The sequence below is a fragment of the Staphylococcus equorum genome, from assembly GCF_029024965.1.
Taxonomy (GTDB): Bacteria; Bacillota; Bacilli; order Staphylococcales; family Staphylococcaceae; genus Staphylococcus; species Staphylococcus equorum.
Genome location: NZ_CP118982.1, coordinates 1,950,282 through 1,976,840 on the forward strand (window position 1 = coordinate 1,950,282; position 26,559 = coordinate 1,976,840).

General features: G+C 32.9%; 27 protein-coding genes. 11 read left to right on the forward strand and 16 right to left on the reverse strand.

The window, feature by feature from the left end:
- Window positions 1-375: 375 nt before the first annotated feature.
- From PYW44_RS09350 to PYW44_RS09370, 5 genes are all read right to left on the reverse strand, one after another.
- A complete protein-coding gene (locus PYW44_RS09350) occupies window positions 376-1,620 on the reverse strand; it encodes a Glu/Leu/Phe/Val family dehydrogenase (protein ID WP_002508134.1) in 1,245 nt (414 codons plus the stop codon).
- 110 nt (window positions 1,621-1,730) lie between these two features.
- Window positions 1,731-2,921: an ornithine--oxo-acid transaminase gene (locus PYW44_RS09355; protein WP_002508135.1), complete on the reverse strand. Its 1,191-nt coding sequence runs from the start codon at window positions 2,919-2,921 to the stop codon at window positions 1,731-1,733.
- Window positions 2,922-3,499: 578 nt separating this feature from the next.
- Window positions 3,500-4,633 (reverse strand): NADH-dependent flavin oxidoreductase, encoded by a 1,134-nt coding sequence (locus PYW44_RS09360; protein ID WP_056935412.1) that lies wholly within the window; start codon window positions 4,631-4,633, stop codon window positions 3,500-3,502.
- Window positions 4,634-4,803: 170 nt separating this feature from the next.
- Window positions 4,804-5,205 carry a S1 domain-containing post-transcriptional regulator Ygs gene (ygs, locus tag PYW44_RS09365; RefSeq protein ID WP_002508137.1) on the reverse strand — a complete coding sequence of 134 codons (402 nt, stop codon included), beginning with the start codon at window positions 5,203-5,205 and terminating at the stop codon, window positions 4,804-4,806.
- Between the two features lie 392 nt (window positions 5,206-5,597).
- Window positions 5,598-6,200 carry a peptidylprolyl isomerase gene (locus PYW44_RS09370; RefSeq protein WP_021339466.1) on the reverse strand — a complete coding sequence of 201 codons (603 nt, stop codon included), beginning with the start codon at window positions 6,198-6,200 and terminating at the stop codon, window positions 5,598-5,600.
- 67 nt (window positions 6,201-6,267) lie between these two features.
- On the opposite strand from PYW44_RS09370, the gene kapB reads away from it, so the two are divergent.
- From kapB to PYW44_RS09415, 9 genes are all read left to right on the forward strand, one after another.
- On the forward strand, window positions 6,268-6,648 hold the full coding sequence (gene kapB / locus PYW44_RS09375) for a sporulation phosphorelay system protein KapB (RefSeq protein WP_115076017.1): 381 nt from the start codon (window positions 6,268-6,270) through the stop codon (window positions 6,646-6,648).
- A 126-nt stretch (window positions 6,649-6,774) separates the two neighbouring features.
- A complete protein-coding gene (locus PYW44_RS09380; protein WP_069828077.1) occupies window positions 6,775-9,192 on the forward strand; it encodes a Na+/H+ antiporter subunit A in 2,418 nt (805 codons plus the stop codon).
- A complete protein-coding gene (locus tag PYW44_RS09385; RefSeq protein WP_002512223.1) occupies window positions 9,173-9,601 on the forward strand; it encodes a Na(+)/H(+) antiporter subunit B in 429 nt (142 codons plus the stop codon). Before PYW44_RS09380 ends, PYW44_RS09385 begins: the two co-directional genes overlap by 20 nt.
- Window positions 9,601-9,948, forward strand: coding sequence for a Na+/H+ antiporter Mnh1 subunit C (gene mnhC1, locus PYW44_RS09390; RefSeq protein ID WP_002508142.1), 348 nt, complete (start codon window positions 9,601-9,603; stop codon window positions 9,946-9,948). Before PYW44_RS09385 ends, mnhC1 begins: the two co-directional genes overlap by 1 nt.
- Entirely contained in the window at window positions 9,935-11,431 is a 1,497-nt protein-coding gene (locus tag PYW44_RS09395) for a Na+/H+ antiporter subunit D (RefSeq protein WP_046465130.1), read from the forward strand. Before mnhC1 ends, PYW44_RS09395 begins: the two co-directional genes overlap by 14 nt.
- 1 nt (window position 11,432) lies before the next feature.
- Window positions 11,433-11,912: a Na+/H+ antiporter subunit E gene (locus tag PYW44_RS09400; protein ID WP_021339463.1), complete on the forward strand. Its 480-nt coding sequence runs from the start codon at window positions 11,433-11,435 to the stop codon at window positions 11,910-11,912.
- Complete coding sequence (locus PYW44_RS09405; protein WP_031266039.1) at window positions 11,912-12,205, forward strand: Na(+)/H(+) antiporter subunit F1; 294 nt, start codon at window positions 11,912-11,914, stop codon at window positions 12,203-12,205. The genes PYW44_RS09400 and PYW44_RS09405 overlap by 1 nt, the downstream gene beginning before the upstream one ends.
- Entirely contained in the window at window positions 12,183-12,539 is a 357-nt protein-coding gene (locus PYW44_RS09410; RefSeq protein ID WP_002508146.1) for a Na+/H+ antiporter subunit G1, read from the forward strand. Before PYW44_RS09405 ends, PYW44_RS09410 begins: the two co-directional genes overlap by 23 nt.
- Window positions 12,540-12,723: 184 nt before the next feature.
- Window positions 12,724-13,899 (forward strand): NAD(P)-binding domain-containing protein, encoded by a 1,176-nt coding sequence (locus tag PYW44_RS09415; protein WP_021339462.1) that lies wholly within the window; start codon window positions 12,724-12,726, stop codon window positions 13,897-13,899.
- Between the two features lie 21 nt (window positions 13,900-13,920).
- Here the strand turns inward: PYW44_RS09415 and PYW44_RS09420 are convergent, their stop codons facing one another.
- The 6 genes from PYW44_RS09420 to PYW44_RS09445 form a co-directional block, all read right to left on the reverse strand.
- Window positions 13,921-14,298: a hotdog fold thioesterase gene (locus PYW44_RS09420; RefSeq protein ID WP_021339834.1), complete on the reverse strand. Its 378-nt coding sequence runs from the start codon at window positions 14,296-14,298 to the stop codon at window positions 13,921-13,923.
- A 30-nt stretch (window positions 14,299-14,328) separates the two neighbouring features.
- Window positions 14,329-15,645: a Na+/H+ antiporter family protein gene (locus PYW44_RS09425; RefSeq protein ID WP_021339835.1), complete on the reverse strand. Its 1,317-nt coding sequence runs from the start codon at window positions 15,643-15,645 to the stop codon at window positions 14,329-14,331.
- 251 nt (window positions 15,646-15,896) lie between these two features.
- Entirely contained in the window at window positions 15,897-17,375 is a 1,479-nt protein-coding gene (locus PYW44_RS09430) for a M17 family metallopeptidase (protein ID WP_071664952.1), read from the reverse strand.
- Between the two features lie 189 nt (window positions 17,376-17,564).
- Window positions 17,565-18,773: an NAD(P)/FAD-dependent oxidoreductase gene (locus tag PYW44_RS09435; protein WP_115076018.1), complete on the reverse strand. Its 1,209-nt coding sequence runs from the start codon at window positions 18,771-18,773 to the stop codon at window positions 17,565-17,567.
- 236 nt (window positions 18,774-19,009) lie between these two features.
- Window positions 19,010-19,369 carry a HesB/IscA family protein gene (locus PYW44_RS09440; RefSeq protein ID WP_002512219.1) on the reverse strand — a complete coding sequence of 120 codons (360 nt, stop codon included), beginning with the start codon at window positions 19,367-19,369 and terminating at the stop codon, window positions 19,010-19,012.
- Window positions 19,370-19,381: 12 nt separating this feature from the next.
- On the reverse strand, window positions 19,382-19,618 hold the full coding sequence (locus PYW44_RS09445) for a YuzB family protein (RefSeq protein ID WP_002512218.1): 237 nt from the start codon (window positions 19,616-19,618) through the stop codon (window positions 19,382-19,384).
- 454 nt (window positions 19,619-20,072) lie between these two features.
- On the opposite strand from PYW44_RS09445, the gene PYW44_RS09450 reads away from it, so the two are divergent.
- Window positions 20,073-21,137, forward strand: a complete 1,065-nt coding sequence (locus tag PYW44_RS09450) for an NAD(P)/FAD-dependent oxidoreductase (RefSeq protein WP_002508154.1) — start codon at window positions 20,073-20,075, stop codon at window positions 21,135-21,137.
- Window positions 21,138-21,275: 138 nt separating this feature from the next.
- On the opposite strand, the gene PYW44_RS09455 is transcribed toward PYW44_RS09450, so the two are convergent.
- Window positions 21,276-21,587 carry a YuzD family protein gene (locus tag PYW44_RS09455; protein ID WP_002508155.1) on the reverse strand — a complete coding sequence of 104 codons (312 nt, stop codon included), beginning with the start codon at window positions 21,585-21,587 and terminating at the stop codon, window positions 21,276-21,278.
- Window positions 21,588-21,693: 106 nt separating this feature from the next.
- Between PYW44_RS09455 and PYW44_RS09460 the strand changes: the two genes are divergently transcribed.
- Window positions 21,694-21,936: a NifU family protein gene (locus PYW44_RS09460; RefSeq protein WP_002483816.1), complete on the forward strand. Its 243-nt coding sequence runs from the start codon at window positions 21,694-21,696 to the stop codon at window positions 21,934-21,936.
- Between the two features lie 546 nt (window positions 21,937-22,482).
- On the opposite strand, the gene dltD is transcribed toward PYW44_RS09460, so the two are convergent.
- The 4 genes from dltD to dltA are packed head-to-tail and all read right to left on the reverse strand — an operon-like array spanning window position 22,483 to window position 26,553.
- Window positions 22,483-23,628: a D-alanyl-lipoteichoic acid biosynthesis protein DltD gene (gene dltD, locus PYW44_RS09465; protein WP_115076019.1), complete on the reverse strand. Its 1,146-nt coding sequence runs from the start codon at window positions 23,626-23,628 to the stop codon at window positions 22,483-22,485.
- Window positions 23,625-23,861, reverse strand: a complete 237-nt coding sequence (gene dltC / locus PYW44_RS09470; RefSeq protein WP_115076020.1) for a D-alanine--poly(phosphoribitol) ligase subunit 2 — start codon at window positions 23,859-23,861, stop codon at window positions 23,625-23,627. Before dltC ends, dltD begins: the two co-directional genes overlap by 4 nt.
- Before the next feature lie 17 nt (window positions 23,862-23,878).
- Window positions 23,879-25,093, reverse strand: a complete 1,215-nt coding sequence (gene dltB, locus PYW44_RS09475; RefSeq protein ID WP_115076021.1) for a D-alanyl-lipoteichoic acid biosynthesis protein DltB — start codon at window positions 25,091-25,093, stop codon at window positions 23,879-23,881.
- Entirely contained in the window at window positions 25,093-26,553 is a 1,461-nt protein-coding gene (gene dltA / locus PYW44_RS09480; protein ID WP_065367364.1) for a D-alanine--poly(phosphoribitol) ligase subunit DltA, read from the reverse strand. Before dltA ends, dltB begins: the two co-directional genes overlap by 1 nt.
- Window positions 26,554-26,559: the final 6 nt, after the last annotated feature.

The following is a 26,559-nucleotide window of genomic DNA, read 5'->3' on the forward strand; positions in this document are numbered from 1 at the left end:
TTAAATCAATGTTAATAACAATTATAAGTTTAGTATAGATTTTTGTGTAGCATAAAAAAAATAAAGTTTTTCACTTTTTAAACTTCCACTTTGAAGAGAGCATATAAAATACAATAAATGTTTATTCATTAACTGAAATATGATTAAAGTTTCTACCAGTACTCATAGCCTTAGAAAAATGGATAATTAAATGTAATATACTAACAAAAAATATCGATAAAGTTATAAGACTCAATCGACATTTTGAAAGGAAGTTTCTCCTAAAAAATAAACTCGTAATAAATAGAAAGTACCCACTATTAAAAATTAATAGTGGGTACTTTCTATTTTTCTAAATCAATAACTATTTAAACCATTTATACTCTATTTTACGTTTTATGCCCAACCACGATAACGAGCTGCCTCTGCAGTACGTTTAATACCAACGATAAACGCAGCTAAGCGCATATCAATTTTTCTATTTTGTGATAATTCATAAATTGTATCAAAAGCAGTTATAAGTTTTTCACGTAATTTAGTGTTTACTTCTTCTTCTGTCCAATAATAACCTTGATTATTTTGTACCCATTCGAAGTATGAAACAGTTACGCCACCAGCACTTGCTAATACATCAGGAACAAGTAGAATGCCACGTTCAGTTAAGATACGTGTTGCTGCTGGTGTAGTTGGGCCATTAGCAGCCTCAACCACGATATCAGCTTTAATATCTGCTGCATTATCTTCAGTAATTTGATTTGTAATTGCTGCCGGAATCAGCACATCACAATCAAGTTCGAACAATTCTTTATTTGAAATTGTTTCTTCAAATAAATTTGTTACTGTTCCGAAACTATCTCTTCTGTCTAACAGATAGTCAATATCTAAACCTTCTGGGTCATGTAATGCACCATAAGCGTCTGAGATACCAACAATTTTTGCACCCATGTCGTACAAGAATTTCGCTAAGAAACTACCTGCGTTACCGAAACCTTGAATTACCATACGTGCACCTTTTAAGTCTAGCCCTCTTCTTTTTGCAGCTTGCTCAATGGCAATTACTACACCTAAAGCTGTTGAACGATCACGGCCTTGTGAACCGCCTAAAACAATTGGTTTACCAGTAATGAAACCTGGTGAATTGAATTTGTCTAATGAACTATATTCATCCATCATCCACGCCATAATTTGAGAGTTTGTAAATACGTCTGGTGCTGGAATATCTTTAGTTGGTCCAACGAATTGAGAAATTGAGCGCACATACCCACGAGATAGACGTTCTACTTCATGAATGCTCATTTGTCTTGGATCACAAATGATTCCACCTTTACCTCCGCCGTACGGTAAATCCACTATGCCACATTTCAATGTCATCCACATTGATAGGGCCTTAACTTCTTCTTCATCAACATCTGGATGGAAACGAACTCCACCTTTTGTTGGTCCAACAGCATCATTATGCTGTGCACGATAACCAGTAAATGTTTTAACAGTACCATCATCCATACGGACAGGAATTCGAACTTCAAGGAATCTTAAAGGTTCCTTTACTAAATCATACATACCATCGTCAAATCCCAGTTTATGCAATGCTTCTTTAATAATTTGTTGCGTAGAAGTAACTAAATTATTATTCTCAGTCATGATTCATTTCGCCTCTTTTTCGTAACTAATGATTTCGCTTTCATGATAATTGTAACATAACATTTCGCTTTTTAAAGAGTTTTCAAAACTTATATTTTTTAACTATAAATTTACTCGAAAACGCTTCTTACTTTGTCTAATGCAAAGTCTAATTCTTCTTTTGAAATAATAAGTGGTGGAGCAAAACGGATCACAGTGTCATGAGTTTCTTTGCATAATAACCCTTTTTCTTTTAATGCTTCACAATAAGGTCTCGCATCTTCATTTAATTCAATTCCGATAAATAAACCGCGACCACGAACTTCTTTAATTGCAGGGTGATCTATTTTTTCTAGTTCAGATTTGAAATAATTTCCTAATTCTAATGAACGTCCTGGTAAATCTTCGTCGATAATAACATCTAATGCAGCATTTGAAACTGCACAAGCTAATGGATTACCACCAAATGTAGAACCGTGAGACCCAGGTGAAAACACACCTAATACTTCTTCGTCTGCTAATACGACTGAAATTGGTAATACGCCGCCGCCTAATGCTTTACCTAAAATGTATACATCTGGTTTAACGTCATCCCAGTCTGTAGCAAACAATTTACCTGAACGACCTAAACCAGCTTGGATTTCATCGGCAATAAATAAGACATTATGTTCATCACATAATTCTCTAATTGCTTTTAAGTAACCTTCTGGTGGAACATTGATTCCAGCTTCCCCTTGGATTGGTTCAATTAAAATTGCAGCAGTATTTTCGTTGATTGCGCCTTTAACAGCTTCAATATCTCCAAAATCAACTTTATTAAATCCTTCTAATAATGGACCATATCCACGTTGATATTCAGGTTCTGATGATAACGATACTGGCGCCATAGTACGACCATGGAAGTTACCATTGAATGCAATTACTTCTGCTTTATCTGGTTCTATATTTTTAACATCGTAAGCCCAACGACGTGCAGCTTTTAACGCAGTTTCAACCGCTTCAGCGCCTGTGTTCATTGGCAATGCTTTTTCTTTACCTGAAAGTTTACAAATTTTTTCATACCATTCGCCTAGATTATCACTATGGAATGCACGAGACACTAAAGTAACTTTATCTGCCTGGTCTTTCAATGCTTGAATAATCTTTGGATGTCTGTGACCTTGGTTTACAGCTGAATACGCAGATAGCATATCCATATATTTGTTACCTTCGGGATCTTTAACCCAAACACCTTCTGCTTCCGATATAACGATTGGAAGTGGCACATAGTTTTGTGCTCCATAATGATTTGTTACTTCTATGATTTCTTTTGATCTTGACATGATATCTCCCCTTTGAAAATATTTAAGAGTCTTTTTAAACTCTAAAACGATACTTGTTCATAGCATAACGTATTTAGAGTTCAACTGAAACCATTTTCTAAAACTACTCATTTCATGCGACTTATAAGCTGATACATCAACAAAAATCAAGCTTTAAACATATCTTTAAACTACTCGATTTATATGTAAGCCCTTACATATATAATGACATAATTACCTATGTTTACACAAGATAATTTTGTCTGATTTAAAAAATAAAATATCGTTTATTATTTTTACATAAAATTGTATATTCAATCATAGCTTCATGCATTATAACAGTGGATAAATTAATAAATATACACTGTTATTTACTCGTAATTATATATAATTACTAATGAATAATACCTTGCCCAATATCTATTAGTTTGATGAAGCCATAATAATAATTGTTATTTTTAAATTATTTTTCCGAATTTTTCGTTTTATTTTATCTATAAGCTGCTAATATTTTACTTTTATTTATAATTAAAAAAGTAGCATATCAATCACAATATCTTTGGAAAATTGTGATAATACACTACTTGATGTTCTATATACTATTTATTATCTGTTCTTGGAAGTGGGTAGAAACCTTTATTAAACTGTTCCCATAATTTTGGTGGTAAATGATGCTTGTCTTTTCTATTTGGATCAAAATGAGAAATAATTTGATCTTCTTCACCGTTTTTAATTTTACTAACAAAATTGTGATCTAATAAGATTTCTCTACCTAAAGCTACAAGTTCTACATTTGTTGATTCAATCGCTTCAATTGCTTGTTCCGCAGTAAATATTGAACCAATACCAACAAGTGGCATACGACCATTAATCCATTGTAATAACAATTTAATACGTTCTTGACCTTTATATTGTCCTTCACGCGTTTTTGAATGTATATCCATCAATGAAACGTGTAAATAGTCTAATGGTTTTTCAATTAAATGTTTTACTAACGTTTCTGTAATTTCCATGCTTATACCCGGTGTTTCTGCTTCTTCAGGTGAAAATCTATATCCAACGATAAAATCTTTATTCCCGTGACGTTTAACTGTTTCTGTCACTTCATCAACAACTGCATTTGCGAATTTATAAGGATCTTCGCCCCATTCATCATTACGACGGTTGTAATAAGGTGAGACAAATTGATGGATTAAGTAGTGGTTAGCACCATGAATTTCTACGCCATCAAAACCAGCTTCAATCACTCTTCGTGTCGCTTCACCAAACGCTTTAATTGTTTGTTCTATTTCTTCAACAGTGATTTCACGTGCATGATGTTCTTCTTGTTCTCCAAAACTTTTTAATGAAATTGGACTCGGTGCAGCTACATCTCCATTAGGAGTTAAATTAGGTAATGCCTGGGCACCACCATGATGGATTTGAACGACAGCTTTAGATCCATTTTTCTTCATTGCCTCAGCTAATCGTTTCAACCCTTCTAAATTTGAATCATGTGCTACAGAAGGTTGTCCAGGAAATGCTTTACCTAAATCTGTTACATTACTAGCAGCAGAAATAGCTAATCCCACATCTTTTGAACGTTGTTCCATATATACTACTTCTTCATTTGAAATCGACCCATCATCATTAGAAGATACGTGTGTTAGCGGAGCTAAGACAAATCTATTTTCTAATACAACTTTATTAGGTAATGTGAGCTTTTCAAATAATGGTTGAAATTTTTTATCCATTACAATTATTCCTCCTAAGTAAAATACCATATCGCTTTTTTTCCACACTATTTGAGTGCTTGTTAATTCTAACTACCTAAACTATAAAGATAAATAAATATGCTCACGCATGTAATTTTTGATTATATCTTCTTCACAATAAAAAAATACTGACATTTCTTATCGAAATGTCAGTATCTTGTTAAAGATGTTTTTTCATCTTTAATAGCGTTTTTGGACTGTTTAATCCAAACCGGCAAGCGTTCTTTAATTGTTTGAAACCCATATTTTTCGGTTTCTTTAATTTCATCTAATACTGATTGCTTTTCCTTCTTACGTTCATAATTTTTAAAATAGTCATTATCTTTTAAAGAAAGATTCAGTTTACCTTCATCATCAATTGAAATCACTTTCGCTCTTACAATTTGTCCTTCTGATAAAAACTTTTTCAAATTATGGACGTAATCATCCATAATTTCGGATATGTGGATTAATCCTTCAGCATTGTCCGGGGTTTCTACAAAAGCGCCATACGGTTGAATACCAGTCACACGAACTTTGATATGTTGACCTACTGTATAGTGATTATTCAACGTGATAACCCCTTATTTCGTTTTACTTAACACTATTATAATAGCATATATTATAACTTGGTACTAACATTTAATAGAAAAATTTCACATTTTATATATTCCATACAATAATTCAACAAAATAAAAACCTGAACCTTCTATGTATAGCAAGTATCTACTCTCATTTAACACTTAAAATTGCTAGACTATAAAAAATGCATACATAAAAATGTGTCTACCTATTTTCAATACGTTTAATTACATTGTTAACTTGTAAAGTACTTTCAATAAAAAAAACAGGCTCAACTTCACACTCAACATAAAATTACTAAATTGGGTGTTCGATTGAACCTGTTTTATATATTATATTTTATATTCTGCTTATAATTGCAAAACTATCATTTCTTACTCGCTTACTTTTGGTTTTCTTCGATATCAATTGAATCAATTGTAATATCATGTACTGGTTTATCTTGAGGGCCTACTTTTGTATTTGCAATGTCTTCTAATGTTGCTTTCCCATCTATTAATTGACCAAAAACTGTATGTTTTTGATCTAACCAAGGTGTACCACCATTTTCACCGTATGCTTTAACAATCGGTTCTGGCCAACCACCATCTGCTAATTGACTTAGCATTGATTCAGGTACTTCTGTCATTTGGACAATGAAGAATTGAGATCCATTTGTATTTGGACCAGAGTTTGCCATCGATAAAGCACCATATAAATTAAATGCTTCAAGTGAGAACTCATCTTCGAATGCGCCACCATAAATACTTTCGCCACCCATGCCACTTGCTGTTGGGTCTCCGCCTTGTACCATAAAGTCATTAATTACACGGTGGAAAGTCACACCATTGTAATAACCATTTTTAGCATGTGTTACAAAGTTTTCCACTGTTTTTGGTGCCACGTCAGGTAATAATTTAAATGTCATATCTCCTTTATTTGTGTGTAATACCATTTTAATTTCGTTACCGTTTATTTCTGAATTTAACTGAGGATAGTTCGTCATTTTTATTCTCCATTTCATGTTAAGATGATATATGTATTCTAACACAAATGAAGGGATGTATTGAATTATGTTATATCGTTTTGCACATAAAACTGGAAGTTACGGTGTCATAATAAAGGAAGAAGATGAAAATCAAGTCTTAGTACAAGTGGAACAAGTTATCAAACACCCAAAACAAGGTGATTTACATAGCCCAACTGAAACTGAAAATGTATTTTTTCATGAGCGTAAAGCGTTAAGTCATTTTGAAAAGCGCTATACAACTAAATCGCATCTTAAATCATTCACAGAAGACGAATTACCTTATGAACAATCACTACAACAAGCAATCACTAAACTGGAACTTGAATTAAAAGATCAGGATACGTTACATGCAAAGAAATCACTCGAGAATTTACAGCAACTTAAGAAAGATTACGCAATTCAATATAAACAAAATTTTGAATAAAAATACTGCGTTTCTTCTTATTTAAATAAACATTAAATTCATGTGCTTCATGGGTTAGCCATGTTTTTCAGAATAGTCTAATTCATGTATAATAACCTTATACTATTTTTAAAGGAGGATAAAATAATGAGTTTGTTACATATAGCGGTTCTTCTACCGTTAATATTTGCACTCATTATTCCATTTGTATATCGGTTTCATAAACGAATACATTTAGGATGGTTTGTGTTACCTATCCCCGTCGTCTTATTTATATATTTCCTCTCATATATTTCTACAACCATGTCAGGGAATACCGTAATGCAGAAAGCAAACTGGATGCCTCATTTTGGTATGAATTTCGATTTATATGTTGATGGTCTGGGATTACTATTCAGTTTGTTAATAACTGGCATTGGTAGTTTAATCGTACTATATTCTATAAGTTATTTAAGTCGACAAGAGCAATTAGGGAATTTTTATTGTTATCTCTTGCTCTTTATGGGTGCAATGTTAGGTGTTGTTTTATCTGATAATATTATTATGTTATATCTATTTTGGGAGTTAACTTCATTTTCTAGTTTTCTACTCATATCATTTTGGCGTGACAAACAAGCATCTATTTACGGTGCTCAAAAATCAATGCTTGTCACTGTCTTTGGTGGCTTGTCACTACTGGGTGGTCTTATTTTATTATCACTCGCAGGTGGCTCTACAAGCATTCAAGAACTTATTGGAAATGCATCTGAAATCCAAACAAGTCCGTATTTCATTTTATCAATGATATTCGTATTAATTGGTGCGATGACAAAATCTGCTCAAGTTCCATTTTACGTTTGGTTACCGGATGCAATGGAAGCGCCAACGCCGGTCAGTGCCTACTTACACTCAGCTACAATGGTTAAAGCGGGTCTTTACTTAGTAGCACGTATGACACCCATCTTTGCACTTTCGCAAGGTTGGATTTGGACAGTAACTGCTGTCGGTTTAATTACTCTATTTTGGGCGTCATTAAACGCTACAAAACAACAAGATTTAAAAGGTATCTTAGCATTTTCTACCGTTTCACAACTTGGTATGATTATGTCTATGTTAGGTATAGGTGCAGTAAGTTATCATTTTGAAGGTGCTGAAAGTCAACTTTATGTTGCTGCGTTCACCGCTGCTGTGTTCCATCTTATAAATCACGCTACATTTAAAGGTGCGTTATTTATGATTGCTGGTGCCATTGACCATAGTACAGGTACTCGTGATGTAAAAAAATTAGGTGGATTGCTAACAGTAATGCCTATTTCTTTTACAATTACCATAATCACCTCACTCAGTATGGCAGGGGTGCCACCGTTTAACGGTTTCCTTTCTAAAGAGAAGTTCTTGGAAAGTATGATTGAGGTCACAAACGTTAACTTATTTAGTTTAAATACGCTTGGCTTATTAATTCCAATCATAGCAATTATCGGTAGTATATTTACATTTGTATATTCTATAAGATTTATTGGCCAAATCTTCTTAGGTAGCCATAAATCAGATGCTTTACCGAAAAAAGCACATGAAGCTTCTATACTAATGTTGTTTTCACCAGCTATTTTAGCAATATTAGTTATTGTATTTGGGTTCTTCCCTTCTATATTAACGGGATCAATTATTGAACCTGCTGTTAATTCAATTAGTCAAAGTACTGGAACGCATGCAGAATTCCATATGTTCCATGGTTTTACACCAGCATTTTTCTCTACCATTGGTATATATATTGTTGGTATATTGCTAATTTTATCGTTTGGCTATTGGGTGCGCTTATTACGCGCACATCCTACAAAACTTACAATCAATTACTGGTATGATAAGTTCGGTAATGATTCGCCAGGTTACTCAAGTAAGTTCACAAATGCTTATGTGACTGGTTTTACGCGTAACAACTTAGTAATTATATTTATTTCTTTAATTTTAATTACTTTAGCTACATTATTAGTCACACCATTTGGTATTAACTTTAAAGACGTGAGTGAAGTACGTCCATTTGAATTAATCATAGTGGTACTTATAATTACATCAGCTTCTATGATTATATTTGCACGTTCACGACTGTTCAGCATCATTATGGCAAGTGCTGTAGGTTATTCTGTCGCTATATTCTTTATATTCTTTGGCGCACCAGATTTAGCCTTAACACAGTTTATAGTTGAATCAATTTCTACAGCGTTATTCTTATTGTGTTTCTATCACTTACCAAACTTAAACAGACATAAAGAGACGCGTTCATTCAAACTTGTAAATGTTTTAATTTCTATTGGTGTGGGTGCAGTCGTAACTGTACTTGGCTTAATCGCTTATGGTAACCGACATTTTAGCTCTATTTCTGAATTCTACAAAGATCATGTATATGACTTAGCACACGGTACAAATATGGTTAACGTTATACTTGTCGATTTCCGTGGTACCGATACTTTATTCGAATCTGCGGTGCTTGGAATCGCTGGTTTAGGTGTATATACAATGATCAAACTTCGTACAAGTAATAAAACAAATGACGAAGGAGGTAAAAACATTGAAAAGACAGAAGAATAATATAATCTTTCAATATTCAGCTGTTGTTATCTTCTTCCTCATCGTAATGTTTGGTTTATCTTTATTTTTGGCAGGACATTACACACCAGGTGGTGGCTTCGTAGGTGGACTGTTATTAGCCAGTGCGCTTGTCATCATCACTGTGGCTTTTGATATTAAAACTATGAAAAAAATCTTTCCTTGGGATTTCAAAATATTAATAGGCATTGGTTTGCTATTTTGTATAGCAACACCTATGGCGAGTTGGTTTTATAGTAAAAACTTCTTCACGCACACACCGTTTGAAATACCTTTAGGAATATTACAACCGATAGAAATGCACACAGCAACATTCTTTGACTTAGGCGTACTGTTTGCGGTTGTCGGTACCATAATGACTATAATCTTATCGATTGGAGAGGATGAGTAATGGAAATAGTAATGATATTTGTTTGTGGTATCCTCACAGCAATGAGCGTCTACCTCATTCTTTCTAAGAGTTTGATACGTATCATTATTGGGAGTACCCTTTTAACACACTCTGCCAACTTATTTTTAATTACAATGGGTGGGTTGAAAAAAGGTGAAGTACCGATATTTGAAAAAGATATTACTTCATATGTAGATCCGCTACCACAAGCGTTAATTTTAACAGCTATTGTAATTTCATTTTCTGTAACAGCGTTCTTCTTAGTACTTGCCTTTAGAAGTTATAAAGAGTTAGGAACTGACAACGTAGAAAGTATGAAAGGAGTGCTAGATGATGATCGAGAGTAATCTCATTATTTCACTACTCGTCATACCAATGTTAACTATTATTGCACTTGTGTTCATTGGTAAGCGCCCTATTATTAAACGATACGTTGCACTAAGCGGGACAGCTGTCACATTAATTTTTGCATTTATTAACTTAAACAACGTATTAAAGAATGGGATTATAACTTTAGAACTTGGTTCATGGGAAGCTCCATATAGTATTGTATTAGTACTCGATATATTTAGTATCCTTCTCGTGATTTCAAGTTTAATCGTAACAATGCTGATTATTTTATATTCTTATCAATCAGTGGGCATAGAACGTGAAACGTATTACTACTACTTCGCAGTAATGTTCATGCTAACAGGTGTCATAGGTTCATTTATCACAGGTGATATTTTTAACTTATTCGTATTCTTCGAAGTATTCTTACTGGCATCTTATATTCTATTAGTTATCGGTGGTACGAAAGTACAATTAAGTGAAACAATAAAATATGTACTTATAAATGTTACATCATCCGCTTTCTTTGTTATTGCGGTAGCAATGCTCTACTCGGTAGTTGGTACGTTAAATTTAGCCGATATTGGTGAAAAATTAGGACAACTACCTGCTGCTGATACTGGGATTGTAAATATCATATTCATCATGTTTATCTTTGTATTTGCAACAAAAGCCGGCGTTTTTCCAATGTACATTTGGCTACCAGGTGCTTATTACGCCCCACCAATTGCAATCATTGCCTTTTTCGGTGCATTATTAACAAAAGTTGGTGTCTATGCAATTGCCAGAACATCAAGTCTATTCATTCATGATACATCAAGCTTTCCGTTCTACATTATTCTTTTCTTAGCATTATTAACCATTATTTTTGGTTGTGTAGGTGCAGTGAGTTATTTTGATACTAAGAAAATTATTATCTACAATATTATGATTGCTGTCGGCGTTATTTTAGTCGGTGTAGCTATGATGACCCAAACTGGTATGATGGGTGCTATTTATTACACGTTACATGATATGTTAATTAAAGCAGCACTGTTTTTCTTAATTGGTGTTATGTACAAAATTACTAAAACGCATGACTTACGTAAGTACAGTGGTCTCATTAAAGACTATCCAGTTTTAGGTTGGACATTCTTTATTGCAGCGCTTAGCTTAGCAGGCATACCACCACTAAGTGGTTTTTATGGTAAATTTTATATTGTTCAGGCTACCTTCGAAAAAGGTTTCTATTTAAGTGGTATTGTCATACTGCTTTCAAGTCTTGTTGTACTTTATTCCGTTATTCGCATATTCTTACAAGGATTCTTTGGCGAATCAAAGGGATATAAAGTCAATCCTAAATTACAATATAAAGGTATACTTGCGATTGCTATTGTATCAGTTGTAATTTCAGTACTTTTCGGATTATCTGCAGACTTTCTACATCCAATTATAAAAGATGCTGCAGAGGCGTTCTATGATCCAAGTGTTTATATCGATGGCGTATTGGGGGGAAAATAATATGGCAGTCCAAATATTAGTAAATTTACTTTTATCCGTTTTTTGGTTGTTTGTAACAGGGAGTTATACTTTTAATAACTTTATACTAGGCTACTTATTTGCCCTATTATTAGTATACCTAATGCGTGGTATTTTACCTGGAAGGTTTTATATTATTACAGTTTATAAAATAATTAAACTTTGTTTTGTTTTCATTATAGAATTAATAAAAGCAAATATAGATGTGATACGTATTATTATTAAACCTAAGATGGACAATGAACCAGCATTTTTCACTTATAATACTGACTTGAAAACAGACTGGGAAATTGCGTTATTATCTAATTTAATAACTTTAACACCTGGTACAGTAGTGTTGGGTATAAGTGATGATCGTACTGAAATTTATATACATTGTATTGATTTTAGTACTAAAGAGGAGGAAGTGGACGGTATTAAATCCTCCCTTGAAAAAGTCGTTAGAGAGGTAGGCGAAAAATGATGAACTACAATATAATCTTAATTATCGCATTAGTCATCGTAGCGTTGTCTATGTTAGGTATGCTTGTGCGTGTAATCTTAGGTCCTTCTCTAGCTGACCGCGTTGTTGCACTTGATGCAATAGGTATTCAACTTATGGCCATCGTCGCATTATTCAGTGTGTTCTTAGGCACTAAATATTTAATGGTCGTCATCCTATTAATCGGCATTTTAGCATTCTTAGGTACAGCAGTATTTGCGAAATATATGGATAAAGGTAAGGTGATTGAATATGATAACGACGATCGTCATTAGTATCGCACTTATTTTAGTTATCCTTGGTTCACTCATCAGTGCACTTGCAGCGATTGGACTCTTACGTTTAGATGATGTCTATTCAAGGGCACATGCTGCTGGTAAGGCAGCTACATTAGGAGCTATGTTATTAATTAGTGGTGTATTCTTGTTCTTTATTGGACGTGAAGGCTACGCAAGTATGCAGTTACTTATTGGTATATTATTTATCTTAATTACCGGTCCATTATCAAGCCACCTCATTGTTAAAGCTGCATATAATTTAGATACACCCGCTTCAAAACGAACAAAACGTAACGATTTAAAAGATGAGTTAAAAGATACAAAAATCTAATATAAATTGCTTTTCCCTATATTATGAAACACTCAGCTATCATTAAATAGCTGAGTGTTTTTTTATAATTTATAGACACAGATTAAGATAATTTTAACCAGTATGTTCATTTCTATTTGTCATAGATAAAAATTAATGATATATTAAATCGTAATCATTTCGTTTTAAAGGAGATTTAATACTTATGACAACTTGGACAATTATCGGTGGTGGTTTGCATGCTGCTACAATAGCTATCAAACTAAGATCGAAGGGGTTAAAAAGTGACCGTTTAAAAATTATAGACCCACATCATAATCTCTGCGAACAATTCAATAATTATACTAAACGTATAGACATGCCCTATTTACGTTCCCCATGTGTACATCATGTTCATCCTAACCCATTTCATTTGAAACAATATGCTAAGAAAATGCACTACACACATCCAGCTTATGGTCCCTACAAACGACCAAACCGTGATATGTTTATGGATCATACGCATGAGCTTATTCATCACTTTGAATTAAACCAAAGTCATATACAAAGTTATGTCAATAAAATAGAAAAAGACGACAAGCAATGGTTAATACAATTAAGCAATAATGAATGGGTACATACAGATAATTTAATCATTGCTTTTGGCTGTAATCATGAACCATACACGCCTAAACTGTTTGTACAACAACCCGATATATCACATGTGTTCGATAACGATGAATCCTATTATCAGGAAACTTCACATGTCGTTGGTAGTGGTATATCAGCTGCACATTTATGCTTAAGACTATTAAAAGAAAATAACAATAAAATTCACTTGTGGACGAATAAACACATAGATGTACATGATTTTGATGCAGACCCAGGATGGCTCGGTCCTAAAAATATGACTTCTTTTAATGCCATTGAATCTTCTGAACAAAGATTTGATATTATTAAACGCGAGCGACATAGAGGATCTATGCCTAAAGAACTAGAATTAAGGCTTAAAAAGTACATCAAACAAAACAGATTGAATATGCATATCAATGAACTTACAGATATTCAACAACATCATATTTGCACTGAAAATTATTGCTTGCGCTATGATCATATTTTATTAGCTACAGGGTTTAAAGAATCAATCATGCAGCAGTCCATTATTAAGCACCTTACGAATCACTTCCAAGCTCCTATAGCATCCTGCGGCTTGCCATATATTTCTCCAACCTTAGAATGGTTACCTAACCTCTTTGTCACAGGTGGTTTAGCTGATTTAGTGCTTGGACCATTTGCACGCAATATTATGGGCGGACGTGAAGCAGCACTTCGTATTGCAGAAGCTTATGATGAAATTGAAAATAAAAGCAAATCAAAAAGCGCTATAAAGTTAAATAATTAACTTTATAGCGCTTTTTGATTATTAACGTTTCAGAGGCTTTATAGCAATTGTTCCGCGCATGACACAAATTAATCTATCTGTATCATCTTTAATATCTATATTCCAGACCTGTGTTGTCTTACCCTCATGTATGATAGATGCTGTTGCGTAAATTGTACCCTCTGTAGTAGATCCAATATGATTTGCATTCATTTCTAATCCTAATGGTACATATTGAGCCGTATCGATTAAATATGCCGCACCCATAGAACAAGCTGTCTCTCCTAATGCTAAACTCGCACCACCATGTAAATAGCCAAATGGTTGTTTAACTTGATCCGTTACTGGCATAGACATAATTAACAAACCCTGTGCTTCTTTTTCTATTTTCATATTTAACGCTTCTAACATATTGGTCATTGCTGTCACTCCGTTTTCCACTTAATAGCTTTATAGTACCATAGCAGCAATTGTACCGAAAATAATTAACGGTATATTGTAAAACACAAAGTTAGGTATACACGTATCTCTAATGTGATCATGCTGACCATCAACGTCTAATCCAGCAGTTGGGCCAAGTGTTGAATCACTTGCGGGCGAACCAGAATCACCTAACGCACTCGCTGTACCAATTAAAGCTATAAGCCCCATTGTGCTTAATCCTAAAGATTCGCCTAACGGAACAAATAATGTAGCTATAATAGGTATCGTAGCAAATGATGAGCCAATACCTAACGTGACAACTAATCCAATCAAATACATTACAATAATACTTATCAGTTTATTATCTCCTATGACACCACTTATGCCATTCACTAACTTAGAAATGTCACCTGTTTCATTCATCACACCCGCAAAACCATTTGCAGATAAAATAACGACACCGATAAAGGACATAATTTGTATACCCTCAACAAATTTCTTATCTAATTCAGTCCATTTATATGCTCTAGAAATAAAGAATACTAGGACACCTGCTAATGCACCAAATATCATTGAATCAGTAAGTAATTGTACAAGGAATGTTGCGATAATGGAAACTACTGTAACTATAAGTATATAAGGTTTAATTTCAGTGTGAGTTGTATCTTTTACTTCATCACGTTGTATATATTTTCTTGGCTTTCTATAATAGTATATACCTGCAATCAAGCCGACAATATACCCTATCGATGGTATAAGCATCGATTTCCAAATCATACCCATTTCAATTGGATGATCTGCTTTTGAAAAACCACTTTGAATAATTTGGTGGTAAATCTGTCCAAAACCAAAAGGCATAAGAACATAAGGAAAACATAAACCAAAGCCAATGATGATTGCTATTTGTCTTCTATCGATATTAAGTTCATTAAATAAACTGATTAATGGTGGAATAACGATTGGGATAAATGCAATATGTACAGGAATTAAGTTCTGACTCATTATACTTATCGCTAATAATGCAACAATAATAATAATTTTCACTTTTACTCGTGACATTTTACTATTTTCAGCATGAATAGCATCTATAATTTTATTCACTAAATAATCGGTAATGCCACTATAAGAAATAAGTGCTGCAAAACCACCTAACAAGGCATAACTAAGTGCTACTTCAGCACCATCTACTATATTTTTACCAAATACGGACACAATTTCAGTGATATTCATTCCTGAAATTAAGCCACCTACGAGCGCACCAATAAATAAACTTATCACTACATTTAATCTACATAAACATAAGACAATCATCAGTACGACTGCTATAACTACTGCATTTATCACAAAGCATGACTCCTTTACCACGTTATCGAACTAAAGCGTTACGAAATTTATAATATCAATATCCACTTCAATTGTCAATGGCATTTATCCAATGTGTTTCCATATTTTTAGCTCATTGGTAATTCATAACCTACTGTCAAATGATTATTACATGTTTTTCATATTATAAATAGAAAAATGGAAAACCCTATAAAATAATTTATGAGTTTTCCATTAAAATAATAACAAAATGATTTAAATTACTTTAACATTTACTTTAATGTGCGCAACCATTGAACAATAGTTGGAATTAAATAGCCTGTCGGTCCTTTTGGTCCTTTATATGTGTTGCTTTCAGTTGTTGCAGGCCCTGCAATGTCAAAATGTAAATGAGGTGTCTCACCTGCAAAATGATTAATAAATGTAGCAGCAAACAAAGCTTTTCCATGACCATTCGTATGATTCACTAAATCAGCGACTTCACTTTTATGGATTAAACTTTGTTCTGTAGAGGTCATTGGTAATTCAAAAACATATTCGTCTACTAATTGTGCTTTAGCAATTATAGCCTCAAGCTGGTGTTCTGCGTTATGTTTAAACACTGCAGCTTTATCTTCACCAAGTGCGGCTACAGCTGCGCCGGTTAAAGTTGCAAAATCAAGAATTACTTGTGGCTGAAATTGGTTTGCATAAAATACTGCATCACCTAATACTAAGCGTCCTTCAGCATCCGTATTCAATACTTCAACAGATTCACCGTTTAACGCTGTATAAACATCGTCAGGTTTCATAGCTATTTCATTCACCATATTTTCAGCAGCTGCAATAACCCCTACAATATTTACTTTTAGTTTTAATTGGCGTGCTGCTTCAATCATTGCGATCACATTCGCAGAACCACACATATCATACTTCATCGTTTGCATGCCTATTTTCGGCTTAATAGAATAGCCACCCGAATCGTAAGTGATACCTTTACCTACAAGTGCTATAGGCTCAGCATCCGCATTGCCTCCATTATATGTAAGTGTAATAACTCTAGGACCATGCTTTGAACCTTTACCAACTGCATGTATCAATCCAAAGCCTTCACGTTGTACGGTATCGCTATCTTTAATATCGACAGCAACGTCTGTATCTTTAAAGTGATTTTGAATGCATTCAGCATAATAACCTGGTGTTAATATATTAGGCGGTATATTACTATAATCGCGCGCTAAATTAATCGATGAACCAATAATTAATCCTTGCTTAACAAATGTGTGCACTGCTGAACTTTCTGTATGTATATCTAAATCAAGTTGATAAGGCGGCATTTTATTCGTTTTATAGCCATCAAATTGATACGTTGCTTGTTCACTTTGTTGCCCTAAAATTTCTGCAACCGTATCTATCGTAATTACTTGAGAGCCAAACGTATCAAATAAGAGTGAAGCCTGAGTAATTCTATCTTTTTTTAAATATTGAAATAAGTTGCCAAATACTTTTAAAAAATCACTATAGTTTGTTGTTTTTAAATTGCCTAAACCAACTGTGATGAGTTTTAATTTTTTACCATTTAATGAAAACAGTGTACTAGAAATTGTCCCAACATTTGTATTAATAATTTGATTGCGTTTTAGTTCTTCTAATTTTTCAATTATATTTTCATCTTCTATAGTTAACTCACTAATTTGATTCAAGTGTTCTGGCACACCAACTACTAAAGTTTTATTGTTAATATTAGTATTGCTTTGCATTGTTACTTGCATTGCGCATCCCTCTTTTTCAATTATATTTTTAATGTGTCATTATCTATCCATTATTTTATTAAAAATAATACTACAGTTTATATGGCTTAGTGCTTTTTTATTTAATAAAAAGACCTATCTATTTACTAGACAGGTCTTTTTAAGTACAGAATCACATAGTGCATGCGCCTGTATTATTTAATTGCTATATTAAAATTTACCTTTTTTAAATGCTAAGCCGACACCGCCAAGTTTGTAAACTGCACGTGTATCGATAACTTTTTTCATGAAAGCAGCTTTTTTACCTTGAATATCTTTACCGTAAACAACGCCTACACCATCATCAGAACCTAATGAACATACAGTACCACGATCAACATATTCAAATTCTTGAGTTGGTTGACCTTCTAAAATATTTATAATATTTTTAGCAGTTTGTTCACCTTGTTGCATAGCAATTTGCGCAGTTGTTGGTAATGGACGTTCTTCACCAGCTGGAATAAATGCAGAAACATCACCAATTGCAAAGACATCGTCATAACCTTCTATAGTTAAATCTTGTTTAGTAACGATGCGTCCACGTTTAACACCTTCAAATGATTCTTCCATTAAATTGCTACCACGAACACCAGCAGCCCATACAACTGTATTAGCTTCTAGTTGTTGCTCTTCATCGTTAACTTTTACTACGAAACCTTTTTCGTTAGCTGCAACGATTGGAGTACCAATTTTGAATTCTACGCCTCTATCTTCTAAGTAACTTACAGCGTGGTTAACTAATTCATCAGAGAACATTGGTAACATTTTTGGAGCAGCTTCGACACAAGTAATTTTAACTTTGCCTTGTTCTACACCATATTTATTACATAATTCAGGGATGCGGTCAGTTAATTCACCTAAGAATTCCACACCAGTAAATCCTGCGCCACCAACAATAATAGCTAAATCTTTGTCATCTTTTTGTTTAGAAGATGCATAGTTAGCAAATTTATCTTCGATATGACGAGATAATTTACGAGCAGTTAAAACGTTTTCGATTTGGAAAGCATGGTCTTTCATGCCTTTGATACCAAATGTTTCAGTTTCGAAACCTAATGATACAACTAAGATATCGTAATCAAAAATACCAGCGTCAGTTTCTACTTTTTTAGCATTGCGGTCGATTTTTGTAACTTCTGCTTTAACAAAGTTAACTTTGTCTTTGTTTACTACACTTTCAACTGGATATAGTAAATCTTCATAGCTAATCGTACCTGCTGAAGCTTCATGTAACCAAGTAGCTTCATAATGGTAATCATTTTTATTAATTAATGTAACTTCAGCTTCATCTGCTGAAATTTGCTTTTGTAATTTTGTAATAGTTTGTAAACCTGCATAACCCGCGCCTAAAACTAATACTTTTTTACGATCTTGAGCCATTTCATTCACCTAAACTTTCATAATTTTTTTGTTGCCTTAGTCTTTTGCTATACCCTATATTTTAATTAGTAATTCACAAAAAAGACATTTTTTATCCAATACTAATTTTATAGTTTTTATAGCTTATTTTCAAGCGCTAATGCCCATATTGTTTATTATTTCACATAAACTTATAAAAGGCTATAGCTCACCTTGGATATTATGCGAACTATAGCCTTTAAATTTTAAAAATTAAATTAACAATCTTCTGGAGAACCAGCAACTTTGGCTGTTCTAAATGAACTACCGCAACCGCAAGATGCAATTGCGTTTGGATTATCAATTTGGAAACCGCCGCCCATGAGTGACTGTTTGAAATCAATTCTAGTACCATCTAATACAGGTTTGTCATATTTTTCTACAAGTATCTTCAAACCGTGGACTTCCAAGACTTCATCATTTTCACCTGGCTCTGCTTCAGCTGACATACCATAAGTAAGGCCTGTACAACCTCCACCATTTATTTTAATTTTTAAATAACCATCTGCCATATCATTTTGCTGTAACATGTCTTTTACTTCATATGCTGCTGCTTCAGTTATTTCAACTACTGCCATTATAATTACCTCCTAAAAAATCCATGTTTCTTCTATATGTGCGTAAATTTTTTGTAATAAGTCATCTGGCGATTCACCTTCAACGATATCACCATTCACTAGTGCGTACAACCCACTTGAACATAGTCCACAATTTTGTAAGCAACCATATTCTAATACGTCTACTTCTGGGTCATTTTCAAGTTGATTATATACGTAGTCCCCACCTTTCGCTAAATTCGAAATGCAGAACTCAATTATTGGATTCATAATACACCCTCTCATAAATTATCAATTAAGCAATTATAACAAACACTGCACATAGTTGACTACATACTAGCTTATAAAATCCACACTTTTATACTGTCTTATCAACCAGAATAAACAATTGATTATAGATGTATAATTAATCAATTAGCCACATTTATTTATCAAATAGATTGCGTCAAAATAAGCCGTTATTACTTAAGTAGATGAAATAATAAATTCTGTTACAAATTAAATGTAATTACAAATAATAAAGTATCTACTTTATTTGTAGAAGTATTCAAAAAGGCTTATAATATATCTAAGTAAGCTGATTATAGAAAATTGGTATATCGATGAAAGACGAAATATGATTTAACCACATTATATTTAATAACTTACATTGACGAGTTGAAGATAAAATACATCTCATTTTATCTTAATGCTCAATACAATTTTTACTAGAGGGGTATCACAAATGAAAAACTTAGTCTTATTAGGTGGCGGCTATGGAAATATGCGCATCATGTCACATATTTTACCATCTGCACTTCCTGAAAATTATACGGTCACATTAATTGATCGTATGCCTTACCACTGTTTAAAGCCAGAGTTTTATGAGTTGGCTGCTGGTACTAAATCTGATAAGGATGTTCGTATGAATTTTCCTGATTCTGATCGCATCAACAATGTTTTTGGAGAAATTAATGATATCGATTTAGAAGATCAAATTATTTCCGTTGGCAATACGAAAGTAGATTATGATGAATTAGTGATTGGTTTAGGCTGTGAAGATAAGTATCACAGTGTGCCAGGTGCTGAAGAATACACACATAGTATTCAAACATTATCTAAATCTCGTGAGACATTCCACCATTTAAGCGAATTACCAAATGGCGCCAAAGTAGGTATCGTTGGTGCTGGGTTAAGTGGTATCGAATTAGCAAGTGAACTACGTGAAAGTCGAGAAGATTTAAAAATCTACCTCTATGACAGAGGCGAACGTATTCTACGTCGTTTTCCTGAAAAGTTAAGTCAATATATTGAAAATTGGTTTAAGAAAAATGATGTAACTGTAGTACCAAACTCTGATATTAATCGCGTAGAACCAGGCTGTATCTATAATAATGATGTACCTGAAGAATTAGATTTAGTCGTATGGACTGCAGGTATTCAACCTGTTGAGGTAGTTAGAAACCTTCCAATAGACATTAGTAAAGGTGGCCGTGTTATTTTAAATCAATATCACCAAGTGCCTACCTACAAAAACGTCTATGTGGTAGGTGACTGTGCAGAATTACCGCACGCACCAAGTGCACAGCTCGCTGAAGCACAAGGTGATCAAATTGCAGATGTTATGAAATTACAATGGCAAGGTAAAGCACTTCCAGAAAAAATGCCTGAAATTAAAGTTCAAGGTTTCCTCGGCTCACTTGGGGATAAAAAAGGATTTGCTTATATAATGGACCGAACTGTTACCGGCCGCTTAGCTTCTATTTTAAAATCAGGCGTGCTATGGTTATATAAATACCATAACGGTTAAAAAGTACTCTCTCCTCAAAATTAGTAATATGAAAAACAAATTTGGACAATAAAGCGCTTAAGACATTATAATAAGATGTCTCAAGCGCTTTATCTTTTTAAAACGTAATATTTAATTGAAAGACTAAATAGGATGTGATTAATGCGCATCCATAAATTTCGTTATATCTTTTAATTGTACATAACCATCTGATACATATTCTTCATTTATAGTAACTAATGGATAGAATAATTCATCTTCTTGAATGCGTTCAATGTACTGTTGGTCATGATCTGTTAAGTTCTCAGTATCTTTTTCAATATCAATATATGTGAATTCAAACTGAACATCTGGATATTTCCTTTTTAACAATGGTTGTAACCAATCGTAAGTATTGCGTGCTGTTGGCGCATTAACGCAACTTGCACAAACAATATCTGCACCATAAACGATGACACTAGCTTTATTCATTTTAACATTCCCCTTTTGTATTGATTGATAGATTTTTCCTTACATTTCTATTATAATAAAAAGATAAGTAGAATATGAAATAACTCACTTGAAAGGAGGCATTTCCATGCCAACTGAAAACGTAACAATGTTTGATCAAGTAGCAGAAGTAATTGAAAAACTTCGTCCCTTCTTACTACGTGATGGCGGTGACTGTTCACTCGTTGATGTAGAAGATGGTATTGTTAAACTACAACTACATGGTGCATGTGGTACATGCCCTAGTTCAACAATCACTTTAAAAGCAGGTATTGAACGTGCTTTGCATGAAGAAGTACCAGGAGTAATCGAAGTAGAACAAGTATTCTAATTGATATATTCATATATAGATAACATCTCAAGATTAAGTTTCTTTCGAGCACTTTAATTAACTATTTCATTTTTGTAATGCGAATAGTTTCAAAGCATAGTCAAGCTAAACGAATAACATCGTTTAGCTTTTTATTTTGCAAAAATTACAAGTGCTTTACTAGAAATGTATTCTCCGTCATAATATCAATTTTCCGACTGATTATACAATATTCCGTACTTTTCCATCGTATATTTCTAGTGAATGCCACTTTTTGGATTGTTTAAAGTTAAACAAGAAGTGGAGTTATCTTAATGGCAATAAGCATAAAGAAAATTGTTGATCATCGAGCTACTCAAATATATAAAACATAAAAATGATGGCTTCTATTTTATTTCACATAGAAACCATCATTTTTCAGTTATCTAAGAAGCTTATGTTCCAGATTTAATCCATAATTTTAACTATAAAAAAGAATAGAAGCGTTGAAACTTTCACATTTTCAATTCAGACAACAACTTGATTGATTTAACAATAGACTCTGAAACTTGTTAGTAAAATGCTAAATTATTCTTGTAAGTGTTGATTAATTCTTTCGCTTATATACACCCAGCCTTTCCAGCCAATATGTACTGCATCACTTACAACGTATGGTTCATAATCTTTATCTGACATATCATAAACGTCCCCACCATGCTCTACAATTGTTTGATTAATTTTTTTATAGATACCTTGTCTTCTCTGTTTATCAATACCAATATAATCATACCACTTACCATTAGATGGTAAGATTATATATTCAACATCAGCCCCAGCTTCGTTTAGTGTGTCTACTAACAATGCTAAATCATTAAACTCTGGAGAGTTAATATTAAACTCATAATCTCTATTTATTTTACGTTTATGACTTTTTATTAAATCCCAATATTCATCTCTAATACCAAACTCATTTGATTTCGTTCGTGCTTCACCATATTTTTCTGCTTGCTTTTGAATATCCTCCCATGACTGACCTTCTTGAGTTACAGGTTTAACTTGCGATAATGGAGAAGAAGTTAACGGAAACATCGCTTTTATTAATTCAATTTTTTTCAATTGATTATCTGTGAAAGATGAAATATAAGTATCCTTAACATTTTGAGGTTGTTGCGCTACTTTTTTCAAATACGCCTTATTTTCAGCATCTTTAAACTGTAATAGTCTTTTAGCAAAACGTTGTTTAAGTTCAGGGCTTAACTTATTTTGTTTAAACAGTTGGTTTAACTGTCCTTTAGCAATATGTGCTTTAAAATTTTCAGATGTTAAACCATTATTAGTAAACCATTGCGGTGATACAATAAACGCTATTTTTTTACCTTTAAGATTATCATATTGCGAACCAATTTCTACTGCATTGACTAAATCTGTTGAACCACCTGTTCCAATTAAAAATGGTTTCTCAGGAATATTTTTATCATTGTTTATTAATAAAGCTGGGTTAAAAGGATCATCTTTTTCAAGTTCACTCGAACCATAAATTGGATAATATGCATCAGATTCATACATCTTATCTTGAATTAATGTTCCTTTTAACACTTGATCTGATAACGATATACGTTGTGTTTCTAAAGTTTTTGAATTAATTAAACCTGTAAACCAACTTACTGGTATAGCTAAGAAAATTCCAAACAATATAAGACTTGCGATGATTGGTATAAATGGTTTTAGTTTCATCTTAATTCTTCTAAAACCGCTACTATTTTATTTGGTGTTTCCCATTCGTCTCTATCAAAATCCATGATTGAAACCTCTATATCTAATTTGTTTTGTATTTCTAGTAAAAGTCCCACTGTTTGAAAAGAGTCTATTATACCTTCTTCAAATAATTCAACATCTGGATTTTCTTTAAAGATACTATTTTCAGCTACTTCTTCTAATAAATCTAAAACTTGTTTTCTAAATTCCATAAAAATTCCTCCTATTTTTAAAACAGTTTTCCAGAAAATATCAGAAAACCAAACGTTACAAAATGAAATGTGATAATGATACTTAACATTGTTGTAAATAGATTTTGCCATCGTGGCGGATGATTTTTTCTCCACTTTTCATAATAACCGTAGCCAATAAAAAGTACCGCATGATATAAACCATATAAAATATAATGGATTTCAATACCATGCCACACACCCATGATTAAAAAGTTAAGTGAAAATGCAATATTGGACATCGCAAATTGACTTTTCAATAATTTTTTCTTTGACATAAAGAATAATGATCTCATATATATACAATCTCTGAACCAAAACGATAATGACATATGCCATCTATTCCAAAACTCTTTAATATTTTTAGCTTTAAAAGGTTGCTTAAAGTTTTGAGGAGTTTGTATGCCATACAAATAACTAAATGCAATGGCAAACAACGAATAACCTGCAAAATCAAAAAATAAATATAAACTATAGGCATACATATACAGCCATTTTGCAGTAAAGCTCGTAAAATCTAACATGAGTGGATTGATTGCATACATTTGGATTAAGTACGCAATAATATATTTATACAAAAATCCAAGCATTATAAAATGAATTGCTTTAACTAATAGTTCACGATAATGTTCTCCATTAGGTATTTTATTATCATCTTTTACAAATCGTTTATAACGATCGATTGGTCCAGATGAAATGGTTGGAAAGAATGAAATAAATTGTATGACTTTCCAACTTTTTATTTCTTTAATTGAGCCATCGCGTATTTCCATCAATAATTGAACACTTTTAAAAGTTACATATGAAATACCTAAAAATCCTATAAATTCTATGACTTTATTTTCATGAAGTTTCAGCTGTGCAGCTCCAAACCAAGAACTTTGTATCACTTTCACAATAATTAACGGTAATATAGATAATGTGATGACCATAAAAAATTTACTGAATGTATTATTTTTAGCTCGAGATTTCCAATAATACACAATAATTAAAACTTGCCAAATCGTATAGAGCAAAAAATTTATAACTTGAACACTTAAATAATCCTGTCCAAATAAATTGTGTTTTTCAGATGAGAAAATAAGTACAATCATTATTACAGTACTCACACCATTATATATGCGGCTTCTTTTACCCATAAGACCAAGAATAATGACGGGTATTAATACTATAGTTGCTATGAGAAAAAACGTAAATGTGCCATATGGAATCATTACATTACATCCTCAGCAATCTTTTTACGATCTAATTTACCATTTACTGTTAAAGGCAATTTATCTTGGAATATAACTTTCCTTGGAATCATATATTCTGGTATCCGTTGTTTTAATTCATATTTGATGTTATGAATTGCTTCTTGTTCATTTTCCACACGGTCAGCTTCATTTACTACGATTACAGCATTTAAATGTATAACTTTATTTCCTTTGTATATTGGCACTACTATAGCTTCCTTGATACATGCTATTTGGCCTAATTGAAATTCTATTTCTTCTAATTCCATTCTGTAACCATTTAATTTAATTTGAAAATCTATACGACCATTGATAAACCATTGGTCATCTCTTATTTCCGCTTTGTCACCTGTATAATAGTACTTTTTATTATTATTTATTTTAAACACTTCATTAGAACGAACCTCATCTTTGACGTATCCCGCGCTTACACACTTTCCAGAAATAACAAGCTCACCTTTATCTGTCAGTGATAAAGATGTACCTGGTCTTGGAACACCCACCGGTAAAGGATTATATCGCTCAATTACCGCTTCAGTAATCAATATACTCGTAACAGCTACAGTTGCTTCTGTAGGACCATATGTGTTGTATATATAAGCAGATGGAAAACGCTGTAATAACATTTGAGCAGTTCTATGTGCCAAAATTTCACCACAAAAGAAAAATTCTTTTAAACTCGTGTATGTTGTCTCAGATAAATTGGGTAGCATTAAACACATCTCCATAAAGGATGGTGTGGAAACCCATATATTTATTTTTGAATGCTCCAGCATTTGATTTAATAGTTTAGGTTTATTAATCATCGTTTTATCTACTAAATTTAATGTACCTGCAGTTGCGATACATGGATAAACTGCCATCACTGATAAATCAAATGAAAATGGTGCCTGATTTAACCATTGTTGCTTATGACCTAATTTATTAAGGTCAACCATCCATTTAGTGAATTGATTCAAACTTTCATAGCTTATTTGAACTCCTTTAGGTTCTCCTGTAGAGCCAGATGTGAATATTGTATAAGCAATATTCTCTCCTACCATTCTAGAATCAAATTGCTCCATGTTTAATGCGCTTGTCATCATACTCTGTTCTAGCACATCAATTCCCTTTATATTTATATCATTTTCAGTTGTATTGAATATAAATTGCCCTTCTATTTTTTCAATAATGGACTGAATACGCTCATGAGGTATAGATGTATCGATTGGAACATAACCGCAACCAGCTTTTATACTTGCTAACATACCGACAATCATAAATGGAGACATGTGACCATATAAAATGAGTGGTCGCTTAGAATCTTTAATAATATCGGCCAGTATATTTGAATATTGGTTCAATTCACGATAAGTCAAACTCTCATTATTATGTTGAATTGCTTTATGATCAGGGTGATTTTGGGCATTTTCAATTAGTGATTGTATAATATCTTTCATGCTTCT